The sequence below is a fragment of the Psychrobacter sp. Ps2 genome (genome assembly GCF_022129405.1).
Lineage (GTDB): Bacteria > Pseudomonadota > Gammaproteobacteria > Pseudomonadales > Moraxellaceae > Psychrobacter.
Genome location: NZ_JADQAM010000024.1, coordinates 22,843 through 39,042, shown reverse-complemented (window position 1 = coordinate 39,042; position 16,200 = coordinate 22,843). Strand labels below are relative to the sequence as shown.

The following is a 16,200-nucleotide window of genomic DNA, read 5'->3' as shown; positions in this document are numbered from 1 at the left end:
AAGGACTTTTTGAGCGCTATGGATGAATGAGTTTTATGGCAAATTTTAATACCCACTTAAATGTCGCCTTTATGGTCAGCGGCACACTGAGTTTGACGGTTTATAAAGCTGGATTGATTGATGATTCAGGGTTTTTGGTGTGCGTAGCGCTTGGTACTATCGGTGGATTGCTGCCAGACTTGGATTCTGATAATTCAACACCGATTAAGCTCGGTTTTAATATCACCTCGTTCATATTTGCTTTTGGTCTGGTCATGCATTGGCGTAGTGACTTGAGCTTACTGGCATTGATAGTATTGTGGCTAGCAGGCTACGGTTTCATGCGTTATGTCGTTTTTCATATTTTTACTACTATGACGGTGCATCGCGGCGTCATCCACTCTGTGCCGTATATGGCGATACTGGGATTGGGTCTGACGTGCCTAAGTTATTATGGCTTGCACCTACCACTGACGACTAGCTGGTTTTATGGTCTGTTTTTATTTGGGGGCGCGATGGTGCACTTATCATTGGACGAGCTGTATAGCGTCAATCTGTCCAATATGAAAATGAAACGTTCATCGGGCACGGCAATGAAATTTTATCAGCCAAAAGACAAATGGTGGTATCTGCTTTTATATACTATTCTGGGGCTACTGGTGTATGCCGCCCCACCTTTTGAGATGTTTTGGTCACGACTAAGTGATCCTTCAGCATGGGCGCAGCTCAAAGTCGGTATATTGCCAGAATTAATAAAAAGCATGCTGCAATAAAATTATCATAAGACCATTAAGCCTAAACGAATGAGTCCAAACAAAAATTAGAGTAAAACATGCAACCTTACCCAGATACTTGCCCTTGCCAAATCAATCCAACAACAGAGACGACAGACGCTCCGCTATCCTATCAAGACTGCTGCAAGCCATATCATGATGCTTTTTATAATGATGAGGTTGATAAAGCAGATGGTATAAGAGCGGAGACAGCCGAACGGCTTATGCGCACGCGCTATAGCGCCTTTGTGCTCGTAAAACCAGAGTATATCGTCAAGACCACAGTGCCTGCGCAGCAAGCATTACTTGATGTTGCAGCGATTGAGAGTTGGGCAAAAGAGACAGATTGGGCAGGATTAGAGATTGTAGAGCACACGCCAAAACTTGGTAAACGTCATGCACAGGTTGAATTTAAGGCTTATTTTAATGCAAAAGATAATACCGCTAGTTTAGAAGAAAAAGTACAGGCACACCATGAACTGTCTGCTTTTGTAAAGGTTACAAACAAAGCTAATCATGATGCGCGCTGGTACTTCTTAGATCCGACGATTGCGATGACTGTGACACAAAAGCAACCGTGTATTTGTGGTTCTGGGGAGAAATTTAAACGGTGTTGTGGGGAGTATTTAGGTTAGTTTCTAGAGTATTTTGTCTAATTCATAGAGTTTATATAAATCTTCAAGTTGTGGTAAGTGCTTGTCATTGGATAATAGTTCTATACCATTTATCTTAGCTGTAGCAAAATGAAATATATCAAACTGACGTTTATCAATATTCTTGTTTATATTTTTTTTGCTAGCTTCGAATTTATCTAATCGATATAAATCTGCAGCCAAATCTGCTACATCTTGGCTAATGTCTAAAGTAGTTAGTCCATTCATGACATCAATATATTTTTTGATATCACTTTCTTGAGTTTTCCAAAGAAAATAGCGTAAGAACTCATAACGGATAAGTGGAGTTATGACTACCTCTACATTTTCTGATTTTATTTCATTGCGCAAATCTTTCAAATTCTGTAAAAGCTCAGTATCATCTCCATCACTTTTGCCTTCGAGCAGACCAATCAGATAGTTTGTGTCTAACAGTTTCTCTTTCTCTTTCATGATTGCCCTACCTCTAACTGCTTAATTTTTTCATCTAATAAGCTTAGTAATGCTTGTTTCGCCTCTGTTTGCTGTGGAGCATTGTCACGAGCCAGCTTAAGCTTGTTGATATCAATATCAAAAGCATCTTTTAGCAGGTCTACAAATGCAGCATTATTTGGATGTTCTATCAGCTCTGTTTTGACCACGCCGTCTTCTTTATCACGGTACAACTCATAGGCTTCGCCGTGTTGTAGTTGGCTCAAAACAATAGCGGAGTGAGTGGTAATATAAAATATCGTGTTGGGAAACAGACGCTTTAAAGTAGGAATAATAGTCGCTTGCCACTTAGTATGTAGATGGCTTTCGATTTCGTCGATAAATACCACACCTTTGACATGAGCGATATTGTTTTCATTAGTGAAATAACTGTAACCTGCGATAATGGACTGCATGATTTTTAGTATTGAGGCAAAACCACTAGAAAGCTCGGATAGTTCGGTTTTCTTATCTGCAACTTTAATGAATACGCGATTGTTGCCTGAGATTTCAAGAAAGCTTGCATCAATGCGTTTGTCAATTTTACTAAGTAAGTCAAATAAAGTTTTAATCTCTATTTCTCTATTGTCTTCTACAGACTGATATGGATTCGCAGATCGGGCACGTTGAATAATCCATTTTTCAATATCTGTATCCATATTTAAATCTTTTAGACCCGTACTTTCGACTCCTGTTATTAACCTATCTAAGTAGCTAGATTTCCTTTCTTCTTTTACGCCAATACCATCAAAACTATCGCGAGAAATCGAACTATTATACTCAGAACCATCTCTTATATAACCTCTACTTTGTGCTCCTACAAAATTTATAGGGAGGTTATGATAATTTGTCCCCAGAAAAACTTTTTCAAAGTCGTAGTAGTTACCAGTAGGTGGTTTAAGAGCTTTGCTAGATAAATTAGATATGTAGCTTGTAAATGGGAAATGTCTTTCAGGAAAAACGGCGTAATCACCAGATAAGAAGTCATTATTGTGTACTAGGTATGAAATAAACAAAGCTTCTAAACACTTGGTTTTACCAATACCATTTTCACCAATCAGACAATACACTCTTTGGTCAGGTAGAAAACTAAGATGTACATCACCGACACCTATTAGCTGTTTTATTTGAATGTCATTGCCTAACATGGCTGCACCTGATTTATAACGTGATTAATAATGACTCTGATAATGAAACAAACTATCTAAGAGTACAAGTCAATTCTAAAACTAACAATTTAGTTCTTAAACACTCGCCCCAACTGCTCGTGCGATTGCAATGCCTTCATCAACCGTTAAGAACTTGCGCTGGCTTGGACTGTCTTTATAAATGACATCACCATCTTGAAAGATTAAGCATTCATTGACAGCCAATTGCTGCCATTTCTCATTTTCAGTCAATGGCACAGTGACCAAAATCGTGACTTTATCCGTGTCTGTGGTCACATCACCAAAGTTAATCGCCATATCATCATCAGCGAGTTTCGCTTCACCAAATGGTGCTTTGCGCGTGAGATAAAACAGTAAGCTACCTGCATAAGCCAGTTGCCACCTGCCATTGGATATCAAGCAATTAAATAACCCATTGGCAGATAGATAACGACACTGTGTGGTCAAAAAATTAAACAGCGTTTTGTCATCAGGACGCGACTTAAAGCTACTTTTTAGACGATTAACCAAATAACAGAATGCCATTTCAGAATCAGTTGAACCGACTGGCTGACAGTGTGAGGCGTTGCCGTTATCTTGCAATCGTTGGCAGCGTTTGATAAATTCGCTATTCATCTGCCCATTGTGCGCAAATACCCACTGCTCGCCCCATACTTCACGGACAAACGGATGGGTATTTGCCAAGCAGTTCTGCCCTTGCGTCGCCTTGCGAATATGCGCAATGACATTCATGGCTTTGATTGGATAGTTGTTAACCAAATCGGCGACTGGCGACAGATGGCTTGGACGATTATCATGAAACAGACGCAGACCCGTTGAGTCATTTGCCGTCTCATCGTTGGTTTTGTCATTATTGCTGCATTCGCTGCGCTCAAAAAAGGCAATACCAAAACCATCTTCATGACTGTCCGTCATACCGCCGCGCTTGCGAAATCCTGCAAAGCTAAAGCCAATATCCGTTGGGGTATTACAGTTCATTCCTAAGAGTTGACACATTTATAAAGTACCGCCGTTATTGTCGTCTATTATTGAGTTGCCTTGAGTAGCATTGCCTTGAGTACTATTGCTTTGATTGGCAGATAGCGCATCAAAGTCAGCATCACTCATCTCATCAAGCAAAGCGGCACCATCAGTTGGGATGGTATCCAATATGCGCTGAGCTTCTGCCAAGTCGGTGTCTTCTACCCAGAGAACGATACCAGAGTTCATACCAGGAATAGCGCTGAGCGGCTGCAAGGACACGGTTATGCCGTTATTACGTAGCAGATTGGCATGCAGCTCACCCTGCATATTGGTATCATAGCGCGCCAGTTTGTGCCAGTTATCAACTTGATCGGTCATGGGGTCGCCTCTAAGGTTTCGGTGCTAAAATTAGTACTAGCATTGGTACTAGCATTGGTACTAGAATAAATGAATAAGCAATGCTTACGATAATTGATCTAGCATATATTCTTTGATTGCAAACTCACTACTATTTAATGTTTCCTGCGCTTGCTCAGCTTGCGAGATACTGCTAAATACACCAACTATTTGATTGTCTGGTTTGCTTAATAGTACAAATACGGTATTTTGCGACTTTTCAACATGCGCCCAATGATAAGCGGCCAAACGTTTCATCAAATCAGGGTTTTTGACCATGATGTTATCACCCGTACGACCTTCGGTACGATTGTAGTGAATCACATTTAGGCGTAATAACCAGAAAATCACCGCGGCTTTTGCTAGCATAACAGGTAGTGCACGCTTTTCATCACTGTTTAGCGGGCGGATCGATTCATAACCTTGTAAGAACGCCGCCATTTTACTGCGATCAAAGTTAACGGATTCGCCTTGTTCTGCAACGCCCCACGTGGTACAAAAATCATTTATGGTAATGGCAATATCCATCACATAGTGCTCGACACTGACTTCAGTAAAGTCCAAAAGGCCCGTCAAACGCGCTTCGCCTTTTTGTAGATTCCATAAGGTATTGTCGGCAAACATATCTAAATGGCACAGACCTTTTGGCAAAGTTGCCAGTGGTAATTCTGAATAAGAGCGCCAGATATCGCTCATCAGCTTAGCTTCGTCACTTGGCATAAACTGCATTTCACGGTCGCGCACATCTGCCCATGGGTACAAAGGCACACCGTACTGCTCACTTGGCTGCAGTGCTTGTAGCGTTTCATGCAGCATGGCTAATGCCGCGCCAATGTCATGACACATTGCTTGCGTGGTTTGATCAGGATGTGAGCCTGCTAAACACGGCACTAAAGTAATTGCCTTGTCTTCATAATGGATAACATAGCGCTTATCATCACCATCCATTTGTGAACTATTTGATTCAATAACGGCTAGTGGCGCAGCGACTGGTAGCTTGCCATTTAATTGATTAAGAATAACGGCCATTTTCTCGATATCAGCGGGCGGACGCTCTTCAAACAATGTGAACACGTAAGAGTATGTGCCATCTACATCGTCAGTCGTTTGAATAAACCAGTTTGAGTTTTTAATACCTTGAGTGATCGGAATCGCGCGGGCAAACGACACGCCAAAGCTTTGGCAAAAGGCGGCAAACTGGTCATCGGTTAACTGGGTATAGACAGACATGACATCTCACTTATAGCAATTGGATAAGAAGTTGAATAGGATAAGTTTATGCGGTAATGACAGCAATTGTACCGCGCATGATCAAACGATGGTAAAAAGCGTAATAATCTTGCGAAAACCTGCCTGAAATAGCAGTGATTTTGCTAGACTAGCGCCTATGAATTGATTATAAGGTGAAAGACCCTATGTTAGCAAAGCGTATCATTCCTTGCTTGGACGTTGACAATGGCCGCGTGGTCAAAGGCGTACAGTTTGTCGATATCAAAGACGCAGGCGATCCTGTCGAAGTCGCCCGCCGCTACAACGAACAAGGCGCTGATGAGATTACTTTTTTGGATATTACTGCGACTAATGATGAGCGCGATACCACTTATCATACTGTTGAGCGCATGGCAGAAACGGTATTCGTTCCGCTGACTGTTGGCGGCGGCGTGCGTAAAATCGCTGATATCCGCAACTTGCTTAATGCTGGTGCAGATAAAGTGGCGATTAACTCAGCCGCCGTGTTTACCCCTGAGTTCGTTGGCGAAGCCTCGCAGAAATTCGGCAATCAATGTATCGTCGTTGCCATCGATGCCAAGCGTGTCGCTGATATCAATGTGAATGGCATTGTCGTCCCACGTTGGGAGATTTTCACTCACGGCGGTCGTAAGCCAACGGGCATTGATGCGGTTGCTTGGGCCAAAAAAATGGCTGAGCTGGGTGCAGGTGAGTTATTAATCACCTCGATGGACGGTGACGGCACCAAAAAAGGCTATGACTTAGCCCTCATGCAACAAATCACTAGCCAAGTGAATGTACCAGTCATTGCCTCAGGCGGCGTCGGTAACCTGCAACATTTAGCAGAAGGTGTACTAGAAGGCGGCGTCGATGCCGTACTTGCCGCCAGTATTTTTCACTTCGGTGAGTACACGGTATTGGAGGCCAAAGAGTATATGGCAGCGCAAGGAATACAGATGCGTCTTTAGCACGCTCGTAATATACAAATAAAACCCAAAAAAATGCTATCATAGCGCTAACCATTTATTTTCGTTCAATTAACTAGGGCAGCGCCAAAATAATAGGCGACCGAGTCGATTGAACGCATCAGACTATTTAGCTACTTATTGACGCCTATATTTCAATTGAACGCTTATTAAGCAAAGGATTTTTTATGTCGAATTTACAACAGCAGCGCAACGACGTGACTCATATCGATGGTAACCTACATCAAAACGCTGATGCTCGCATTGGTATCGTTGTTGGTCGTTTTAACGGTTTCGTCGTTGAGTCATTGGTTGATGGTGCAATCGATGCCCTACTCCGTCATGGCGTACTGGGTAGCAACATTACTGTTATTCGTGTGCCTGGCGCATTTGAGCTACCACTTGTGGCCCAACGTGCTGCTGAATCAGATCGTTTTGACGCGATTGTGGCACTGGGTGCAATCATCCGTGGCAGCACGCCGCATTTTGATATTGTAGCTAGCGAGTCGGCCAAAGGTTTGAGCGCTGTGGCAATGGATTATAATATCCCTGTTGCTAACGGTATCATCACTACTGATAGCATCGAGCAAGCCATTGAGCGCTCTGGTACTAAAGCTGGTAACAAAGGCTCTGAAGCTGCGATGGTCGTACTAGAAATGATCGCTGTTTTGTCACAGCTAGATATTGATGACAGCATCGATGAAGCATAAGCTTTAAAGCTCAAATTTATTAGTTTAACTGGTGCTGCTATCTAGTAATAACAGCACCTTATAGCACTAGCCAGCTATCGAAACAATTGGCTATTTTTTGAATTTTCGCCGTATTTCTATACCCTTTGAAATTTTGAATAAACAAAGCTAAAAAGCTACTTTGTTAATTTATGTTTTGACTGGGTATCATCTCAAAAATTTAGGTACAGACCCCCTATGACTGACCAACTCAAGCGCGCTATTAGCGCTGCGAAAACCGCACAAGCCAATGATGGACAAGCTGAAGCTACCCGTATAGCGAGCAGTAGTGCGGGTGATCAAACATTCGATATGAGTGAGTCTTCTTACAAGACCAGTCATACGGCTATTCGTAAGGCACGTCGCTTTGCGATGCAGGGCCTATACGAATGGCTCGTCACTGATCGCCGCTTTGATGTAGATGGTAAGCTTGGCTGGAAAGCCAATGCTCCGCACGATATTGCTGCTCGCACGCGTGCAACCAATGCCATGCATACCGTCCATATCGGTTATTATCATGAAATGATGCGCGACATTCCAGAGCAGATTGAAGCTCTCGATGCGCTTATCAGTCAGCATCTCGATCGTGAGGTTGATAAGCTAGATACGGTTGAGCACGCTATCTTGTTGATTGGCGCGTATGAGCTACAGAACCGTGTAGAGATTCCTTACAAGGTCGTGCTTGACGAAGCGATGAAGCTAAACAATCATTTTGGGGCGACTGACGCTCATAAATTGATCAATGCAGTACTGGATAAAATGGCTGGTGAGCTGCGCGCAGTCGAAGTGCAAGCAGATACTAATGCCAATCTACGTACGTCACAAAAAGCGGCGGCTAAACAGTCTGAAGCAGAACCAGTAGATAGCATCGAAACTGCTGCTGAAACAGAAAGCACGATCGTCGATGAGCCGACTGCATCAAATAAGCCGCGTATCAGTGCTAACAAAGCCAACGTTAAACGCAGTAGTGCCAGTAAAGCCAGTGCAAATATCAGTGACTTTAAGGCGAGCAAGAAAAACGCTAACGATACTAAAGATTAAGACTAAGACTAGCCATGAACGAGTTTGAGCTGATTGAGCGTATATTCTCACAGATGCAGGCCACGCATGCGCCATTAACTGGTATCGAAAAAGGTATCGGTGACGACGCGGCTGTGATGGCATTGCCAGCAGGATCACGCTTGGTTAGCTGTATTGATACACTGGTTCAAGGTCGTCACTTTCATGCTGACTTTACACAAGTAGATAAGCTTGCGTTTGAAATTGGTTATAAAGCGGTCGCGGTTAATGTTTCAGACATTGCAGCGATGGGCGCGACGCCGCATAGTATTTTGCTAGCGTTGGCATTGCCTGAGCGTCTAGCGAATCATGAATGGCTCACGACATTTGCCAAAGGATTGTTTCATGCCTGCCAGCTGTTTGGCGTGACGCTGATTGGCGGTGATACTACCCGTAGCGAGCGCCTAGTGCTAAGTGTCAGTGCGCAAGGATTGCTTGTCGCAGATACACCAGCTGTTTATCGCTCAGGGGCACAAGTTGGCGATAAAATCTATGTCTCAGGCACCCTTGGTGATGCCGCTTATGCGCTACAGCATCCTGACAGCGCACAAGGCATAGAACTGGCGCATCGCTTGCACATGCCGACACCGCGCATCGCTTTGGGTGCAGCATTAGCGAAAACTGGTGCAACTGCGATGATCGATATCTCTGACGGTCTTTATCAAGATCTTGGACATATCTGTCAGCAAAGCTCAGTCAGTATGCGCATCCATTTAGACAAGCTACCGAGTAGCGAGTCATTATCTACTGTCGATTTGTCTGATCGCTTGTTAGGGCAGCTAGCGGGCGGCGATGATTATGAATTGGCATTTACTTTGCCTGCTCATATCAAACCGCCTATAGGCAACACGTCTGTTACTTGTATCGGTGAGGTAACTGCACTATCAGATCCTATAACGACAGATACCAAGTCTTCTGATAACTCACGTCTTGAACTGTTTTATCAAAATCAGCCAGTGACGCCAACTCAGCCCGCACCGTTTTCAATATGGCCCAATCTTACTGGTTACCAACACTTTACAGGCTAATCCATGACTGATCACGACTTATCTAAGCCTGACATCCGTAAAGCAAATGACTGCCCACCGCTACCGGTCGGTGCCAGTATGCTTGACCGTGTGGTTTATTGGCTTGGGCTAGGTTTAGGTAGTGGTCTGCCGCGCCGTGCACCTGGCACTTGGGGTACTGTTGGTGGGTTAATCATTGCCATACCATTATTGAGTTTGGGCTTTGTACCTTTTCTCATTTTGACAATTCTATCTTGTATTTTGGGCGTTTGGATTTGCGGACGCACTGCTGAGCTAATGCAAGGTCACGACGATCCGCATATCGTTTGGGATGAGTGGGCTGGTATTTGGATTACCCTACTACCCTTGTCTTATATGGGGATTGCTGACGATAACTTTTGGCAAAATGTGTCTCAAGAGCTTTCTATTTTCGCCATTGTTTTCGCTTTTATCTTATTTCGATTTTTTGATATCGTTAAGCCGCCACCGATTGGATGGGCTGATAAAAGGGTTGCTGGTGGGTTAGGCATTATGCTTGATGACATCATCGCCGGTATCATGGCAGCAGTAGTATGGGTAGCGGTTATGTTTGGCGTGCTGTTATAAGCTACCCTAACTACCACGATACTGAGCTAACTACTCTACAACCGCTAATCCCAGCAACGTTATCAATTTGAACGCTACTCTTCTGCATAGATGATTGATTTATTGTCAGCAGGTTGCATTACAAAGCCTGCACATCACAGCGTTTTTATAAATGAACATTTGCGCTATAATTCAATATTATATTTTGTTACATTTGTGAGCCTATTATGACATCTCTTCTTTCTGTAATTATTTTAGCTGCTGGTAAAGGCACACGTATGCAATCGGCAAAGCCAAAGGTATTGCAGACCTTGGCTGGGAAGTCTTTATTAGGCCACGTGCTAGACACTTGTCATCAGCTAACTGTTGATGAAACCATTATTGTTCATGGCTTTGGTGGTGATCAAGTAAAGTCAGAAATTACCAATCAATATACACAAGCATCGATTACTTGGGTTGCTCAAACTGAGCAATTGGGAACTGGCCATGCGGTCAAGGTGACACTGTCTGATTTACCCAAGTCAGGACAAAGTCTCATTCTTTACGGTGATGTGCCATTGGTCAGCTGTGAGACGCTAACGGCATTAAAAACTGCCAATACTAATGGTATGTCGATGCTGACGTTGACTGTCGATAATCCATTTGGATTGGGTCGTATTAAACGCGACCAAGCAGGTAATATTGAAGCCATCGTTGAACAAAAAGATGCCGATGCTGAAGAGCAAAGTATTAAAGAAATTAACAGCGGTATCTACTGCGTCGATAATGCATTACTGCACAAATATTTGCCTGAGCTTTCTAACGACAATGCACAGCAAGAATATTATCTGACGGATATCGTCAAAATGGCTGTTGCCGATGGTATTACTATCGCGGCAATTGAGCCTGAGCATACGTTTGAAATTGAAGGGGTTAATAATCGTCAACAGCTTGCTAGTCTAGAACGCACTTGGCAACGTAAGCTAGTTGCTGACTTACAAGAAGCTGGCGTACAGTTTGCCGACCCTACTCGTGTCGATATCCGTGGTACGTTAACCGCTGGTCAAGATGTGTTTATTGACGTTAATGTGGTATTTGAAGGTGACTGTACCTTAGGTGACAACGTCTATATCGAAGCAGGCTGTGTTATTAAAAATGCCAAGATTGGTAATGCTTGCTATATCAAACCATATTGCGTGATCGATCGCGCTGATATCGGTGCTGGTGTTGATATCGGGCCTTTTGCGCACTTGCGTCCTGATACCGTACTATCTGATAACAGCAAAGTTGGTAATTTTGTCGAAATTAAAAAATCGACTATTGGTCAAGGCAGTAAAGTAAATCACTTAAGCTATGTCGGTGATGCAACTGTCGGTACAGGCGTTAATATTGGTGCTGGTGTCATTACCTGTAATTATGACGGTGCCAATAAATCGCAAACCATCATTGAAGACAACGCCTTTATCGGCTCCAATGCTAGCTTAGTCGCACCAGTGACGATTGGCGATACAGCTACCGTTGCCGCTGGTTCTGTGATTACCAAAGACGTTAATAGTAGTGCGTTGGCATTTGGTCGTGCGCGTCAAGTACAAAAAAATGACTTTCAAAGACCAACTAAAAAATAATTGCTCATTGGTAATTTAATCGACCACAGTCATTTTTGAATAAATCTAAGCAGTGCGGCAATTTTTGTGGTACTGCTTCATCATACTTATCTGTTGATGACTCATCATTAATGACCAACCAAATTTTTGATCTTGCAACATTATATATTGAACTACTAAAATTTGAATCTAAGGAATAGCCATGTGTGGAATTGTAGGCGCCGTTGCTGAGCGAAATATCGCTAATATCTTACTTGAAGGCCTAAAGCGTTTAGAATATCGCGGCTATGACTCAGCTGGTCTGACGGTTATTCGTGATGGTGAACTACACCGTGAGCGCCAAGTGGGTAAAGTACAGGCACTGGTTAATGCCGTTGCTATCAATCCAGAGTTTTTTGATGGTCATATCGGTATTGCTCATACACGCTGGGCAACTCATGGTGAGCCGGCACAGCGTAATGCGCACCCACACATATCAGGCAAGATTGCGGTCGTTCATAACGGCATCGTCGAAAACTACGCTGAACTAAAAGAAGAGCTAATAGCCAAAGGCTACGTGTTTACTTCACAGACAGATACTGAAGTTGTGGCGCATCTGATCCATGATATCTACAAAAAGACACCTGACTTGTTAGAAGCGGTCCGCACCATTATTCCGTTATTGCACGGTGCTTTTGCATTGGGTATTGTCCACGTAGATTGCCCTGATGAGCTCATTACTGTACGTCTAGGCTCACCTTTGGTTATTGGTGTCGGTATCGGTGAGAATTTTATCGCGTCAGATCAGTTAGCGTTGCTGCCGGTGACTAACCGCTTTATGTATTTAGAAGAAGGCGATATCGCCAAATTAACTCGCAATAGTATTCAAGTTTATGCAGATGGTGTTGAAGTCCAACGTCAAATACATGAGATTGATGCAACCCAGCACAATGCCGATAAAGGCGAGTTCAAACATTATATGCTCAAAGAGATTTACGAGCAGCCAGATGCCGTCGCTCGTACGATAGAGATGGCTTTGGATAATGGCGAAACGACTAAACTACGCGACGATTTTTTACAGCGTCATGAGACACTGTTGTCAGGTATTCGTCATGTGCAAGTGATTGCTTGTGGTACCAGTTATCATGCCGGTATGGTCGCAAAATACTGGTTTGAGAGCCTTATCCGTATACCTTGCTCGGTCGAGGTTGCCAGCGAATTCCGCTATCGCAATCCTGTCGTCGTCGATAATACTTTGGTCATCTGTATTTCTCAATCTGGTGAAACGGCTGACACCTTATCAGCGTTACGTGATATCCAGAAGCAAATGCCAGCAGGCTTAGTCAGCTTGGCACTATGTAATGTACCGACGTCATCGCTAGTACGCGAAACAGATATTTTTTTACCGACGTTGGCAGGACCTGAGATTGGCGTCGCCTCTACCAAAGCATTTACCACTCAGCTTGTAGCATTGATATTGTTGATATTAAAAGTTGGTGTCACGCAGCAACGCATGACTGACGAACACTTAAATACGTTATTAAGTGAGTTACATCAATTGCCAGGACAACTCTACGCCAGCTTAAACCTTGATGCTCCTATCAAGACCATGAGTGAAAGCTTTGAGGATAAGAAAAGCTGTCTATTTTTAGGTCGAGGGCTACAGTTCCCGATTGCGCTAGAAGGCGCGTTAAAGCTAAAAGAAATTTCTTACATTCATGCAGAAGGTTATGCAGCAGGTGAACTCAAGCACGGTCCGTTAGCATTGGTCGATAAAGACATGCCCATCGTCGTACTAGCGCCTAAAGACAGTATGTTTGATAAATTAAAAGCCAACATGCAAGAAGTGCATGCGCGTCATGGTGAGCTATTTGTATTCGCTAGTGAAGCCAGTCAAATGGTCGCGGAAGATAGATTGCACTTAGTGTATGTACCCGATGTTTGCGAGACGCTTGCCCCTATCGTCTACAGCGTGCCTGTGCAGCTGTTGTCATACCATGTAGCAGTAATGCGTGGCACAGACGTCGATCAACCGCGCAATTTGGCAAAATCAGTCACGGTAGAATAAGGAAAGTTACTCTACGCTAATCTGAAAAAGACAAGTATTTACCCCTGCTATTGTAAACTCAGTAGCAGGGGTTTTTTATAATTTTAAAACGACCTACTAGCAGTTTAGAAAAAAGCAGTAAGAACTACATCAGTAAAGAATCAAATAAAAACACTTAGACCCAGTTCCAAATAATTCGCATGTATTAAAAACTGATAGAAAGTAGAATTTTAATACAAAAAAATAGTGACACTCTATCTATTAATTAGAGTATCACTATTATTGTGCTTATTTAGTGGCTACATTGAGTCGCCTGTAACGATATTTAATCTCTTTCTAGTACCACTCTATAGCGAGCATTACCACTCTCTAGTCGCTCAAACGCTTCATTAATCTCAGACATTTTGTATGTTTCAGTGACTGGCTGAATATCATGGCGCGCAGCAAAATCTAGCATTTTACGCAACGTCGATGGTGAGCCAACTGGCGATCCTGATAGACTGTTTTGAGCCATAATCATTGGTGCAGCCGATATCTCTAGTGGCGCTTCTAATAACCCAACAAAATGCAACTTACCTTTTGGTCTTAGCGTTTTGATCACGACATCCCAGTTCATATCGACGTTCACTGTTGAGATAATTAAATCAAAAGAACCTGCGGCTTTTTCAATTTCGCTATCGTCTCTTGAGTTGAGTGAATGGTGAGCGCCCATCTCTTTTGCTTCTTCCATTTTTGATTCACTGGTAAATGCTGTCACTTCACAGCCCCACGCATTGGCAAACTGCAATGCCAAATGACCCAAACCACCAATACCAATTACAGCCACTCTAGAAGTTGGTTTGATATCGTACTGCATGAGCGGGTTAAACACTGTGACACCACCACATAACAGTGGTCCTACCGCGTTAAAATCAAGCCCTTCAGGTATCTTGATGACGCTAGTATCTTTTGCGCGTACTTTATCTGCAAAGCCGCCGTGGTTACCAATGATCGTACCTTCTTGCTCAGGGCATAGGTTGTGGTCTCCATCGATGCATAGATCGCAGACATTGCAGTACCCTTTATGCCAGCCAAGTCCGACTTTATCACCCAACTCTAAATGCTGTACATGCTTGCCCTTATTAAGGACTTTACCTGCAACCTCATGCCCACCGACAAACGGATATTGAGTCATACCCCATTCGTTTTGCCACATTCATAAGTCACTATGGCAGATACCGCAGCTATGTACTTCGATTTCTACTTCGTGATCGCCTAGAGCACCTGGATCGTATTCATAAGGCTCAAACTTGCCACCTTTCTCTTTTGCTGCGTATGCGTTAATCATAGTTGTTCCTTATTTTCTAGTTTTTTTAGAGATTAATTTATAGTGATTGGTTTATCGCTCTAGCAGCTATCAATCTATTAGTAAAATTAAAATAGTGCTATAAGAGGTAAACAATTTCTTCAATAAATTTGATTGGACAGACTATAGCAAAGACTGACCCAACTAATCCATTCAACTTACCAGTTTTAGACTAACGTCATACAAAGAGTCATACTTAGTAGGCAATCACTCATCAAAAACACTGCTTGTTATCAGCAACATTGTTTTGCTAATTGTTTGATTACTTATATAGTGCACGCCTTCCTCGATAACCTGTCAGTTTTGGCGTCTTCATTACCTGCAATAAAAGACAGACTATCATGAGTGACATGCCTAGCCAGCCGATAGGAGAGAATGTTTCACCGATTATAATGATAGCCAATATAGTGGCCACAATAGGTTCTAATAACGTGATAAGCGTGGCTTTGCTCGCCTCAATCACTCTTAACGCTTGACCAAACAGTAAATAACCAAAGAACATCGGCGCAATTGCCAGATATAGGGCAACGCTTATATGTTTTGCATCCAAAAACAGGTTTTCCCCTGTTAATAATAATGATGGCAACAATAAGATTGCCGACAGACCAAACATACTGGCCATCGCTGATTTCGAGTTTACCCCGTTCTCTATCATTTGACGTGCTGTCCATGAGTATGTGGCATAGGTCAGTCCTGCAACTAACCCTAACAACACGCCTAGTATTCGATTATTTGCTTGTGCGTTTATATCTAAATATTGGGTTTTTCCCAAGGTTAGCAAAATGACGCCAACCACACCAAATATAAAACTTACCACCCATCGACTAGTGACTCTTTTATTGCTAATCAGACGCTCCATGACGACAGTGAAAAATGGCGCGCTGGCAATTGAGATCACTGTACCAATAGCGACACCTGCCAATCTCATAGAGGAATAAAAAGCTAAAGGATAGATAGCAACGCATAGGCTACCGATGAATAAGAGACTAGGTTTGGAAAGTAGTTTCTGTCTATCGCTTAATAAATCATTCTTAGCATTCAATACTAGCAATACACCACCCACCCCCATGGAAAATGCACCAACGGCTAATGGACTAACGTCAGGTATAAAAGCAGAGGCTGTACCTGTCGTTCCCCAAAGGACACTGGCAGCTATCACACATAAAATAGCACTTAGACTAGATTTATTCTGCAGCATAGTAGCTACCTCTAACGTTATAATGAATAACATTATTATAGAGGGTTATAGACTACTATTTGTGCAGATT

The 16,200-nt window shown here is 43.0% G+C and carries 15 protein-coding genes and 1 pseudogene; 9 read left to right on the top strand and 7 right to left on the bottom strand.

Going from position 1 to position 16,200, the window contains the following annotated elements:
• The first annotated feature begins 35 nt into the window (after positions 1-35).
• Positions 36-752 (top strand): metal-dependent hydrolase, encoded by a 717-nt coding sequence (locus I3254_RS01060; RefSeq protein ID WP_179799584.1) that lies wholly within the window; start codon positions 36-38, stop codon positions 750-752.
• A 59-nt stretch (positions 753-811) separates the two neighbouring features.
• A complete protein-coding gene (locus I3254_RS01055) occupies positions 812-1,387 on the top strand; it encodes a YchJ family protein (protein WP_238050554.1) in 576 nt (191 codons plus the stop codon).
• 3 nt (positions 1,388-1,390) lie between these two features.
• Here I3254_RS01055 and I3254_RS01050 read toward each other — a convergent pair whose 3' ends face one another.
• The 5 genes from I3254_RS01050 to I3254_RS01030 form a co-directional block, all read right to left on the bottom strand.
• Positions 1,391-1,858, bottom strand: a complete 468-nt coding sequence (locus tag I3254_RS01050; RefSeq protein ID WP_238050553.1) for a PIN domain-containing protein — start codon at positions 1,856-1,858, stop codon at positions 1,391-1,393.
• The gene (locus tag I3254_RS01045; protein WP_238050551.1) at positions 1,855-3,024 is read right to left on the bottom strand and encodes an AAA family ATPase; all 1,170 of its coding nucleotides are present in this window, start codon (positions 3,022-3,024) and stop codon (positions 1,855-1,857) included. Before I3254_RS01045 ends, I3254_RS01050 begins: the two co-directional genes overlap by 4 nt.
• Positions 3,025-3,120: 96 nt before the next feature.
• Entirely contained in the window at positions 3,121-4,041 is a 921-nt protein-coding gene (locus I3254_RS01040) for a class II glutamine amidotransferase (protein WP_057762068.1), read from the bottom strand.
• Positions 4,042-4,386, bottom strand: a complete 345-nt coding sequence (locus tag I3254_RS01035; RefSeq protein ID WP_238050549.1) for a hypothetical protein — start codon at positions 4,384-4,386, stop codon at positions 4,042-4,044.
• An 84-nt stretch (positions 4,387-4,470) separates the two neighbouring features.
• Positions 4,471-5,634, bottom strand: coding sequence for a homoserine kinase (locus I3254_RS01030; RefSeq protein WP_238050547.1), 1,164 nt, complete (start codon positions 5,632-5,634; stop codon positions 4,471-4,473).
• 185 nt (positions 5,635-5,819) lie between these two features.
• On the opposite strand from I3254_RS01030, the gene hisF reads away from it, so the two are divergent.
• The 7 genes from hisF (at position 5,820) to glmS (ending at position 13,608) form a co-directional block, all read left to right on the top strand.
• Entirely contained in the window at positions 5,820-6,602 is a 783-nt protein-coding gene (gene hisF / locus I3254_RS01025) for an imidazole glycerol phosphate synthase subunit HisF (protein WP_238050545.1), read from the top strand.
• 185 nt (positions 6,603-6,787) lie between these two features.
• Positions 6,788-7,309, top strand: a complete 522-nt coding sequence (gene ribE, locus I3254_RS01020) for a 6,7-dimethyl-8-ribityllumazine synthase (RefSeq protein WP_075106501.1) — start codon at positions 6,788-6,790, stop codon at positions 7,307-7,309.
• 216 nt (positions 7,310-7,525) lie between these two features.
• Positions 7,526-8,368 carry a transcription antitermination factor NusB gene (nusB, locus tag I3254_RS01015; RefSeq protein WP_238050533.1) on the top strand — a complete coding sequence of 281 codons (843 nt, stop codon included), beginning with the start codon at positions 7,526-7,528 and terminating at the stop codon, positions 8,366-8,368.
• Between the two features lie 14 nt (positions 8,369-8,382).
• A complete protein-coding gene (thiL, locus tag I3254_RS01010) occupies positions 8,383-9,414 on the top strand; it encodes a thiamine-phosphate kinase (protein WP_238050531.1) in 1,032 nt (343 codons plus the stop codon).
• A 3-nt stretch (positions 9,415-9,417) separates the two neighbouring features.
• A complete protein-coding gene (locus tag I3254_RS01005) occupies positions 9,418-9,999 on the top strand; it encodes a phosphatidylglycerophosphatase A (RefSeq protein ID WP_179799591.1) in 582 nt (193 codons plus the stop codon).
• Between the two features lie 206 nt (positions 10,000-10,205).
• On the top strand, positions 10,206-11,582 hold the full coding sequence (gene glmU / locus I3254_RS01000) for a bifunctional UDP-N-acetylglucosamine diphosphorylase/glucosamine-1-phosphate N-acetyltransferase GlmU (protein WP_238050529.1): 1,377 nt from the start codon (positions 10,206-10,208) through the stop codon (positions 11,580-11,582).
• A gap of 181 nt (positions 11,583-11,763) precedes the next feature.
• Positions 11,764-13,608 (top strand): glutamine--fructose-6-phosphate transaminase (isomerizing), encoded by a 1,845-nt coding sequence (gene glmS / locus I3254_RS00995; protein ID WP_238050527.1) that lies wholly within the window; start codon positions 11,764-11,766, stop codon positions 13,606-13,608.
• A 304-nt stretch (positions 13,609-13,912) separates the two neighbouring features.
• On the opposite strand, the pseudogene I3254_RS00990 reads toward glmS, so the two are convergent.
• Together I3254_RS00990 and I3254_RS00985 are read right to left on the bottom strand one after the other, a co-directional pair.
• Positions 13,913-14,914, bottom strand: a pseudogene (locus I3254_RS00990) (NAD(P)-dependent alcohol dehydrogenase).
• Between the two features lie 280 nt (positions 14,915-15,194).
• Complete coding sequence (locus tag I3254_RS00985) at positions 15,195-16,130, bottom strand: EamA family transporter (protein ID WP_238050525.1); 936 nt, start codon at positions 16,128-16,130, stop codon at positions 15,195-15,197.
• Positions 16,131-16,200 lie beyond the last annotated feature (70 nt).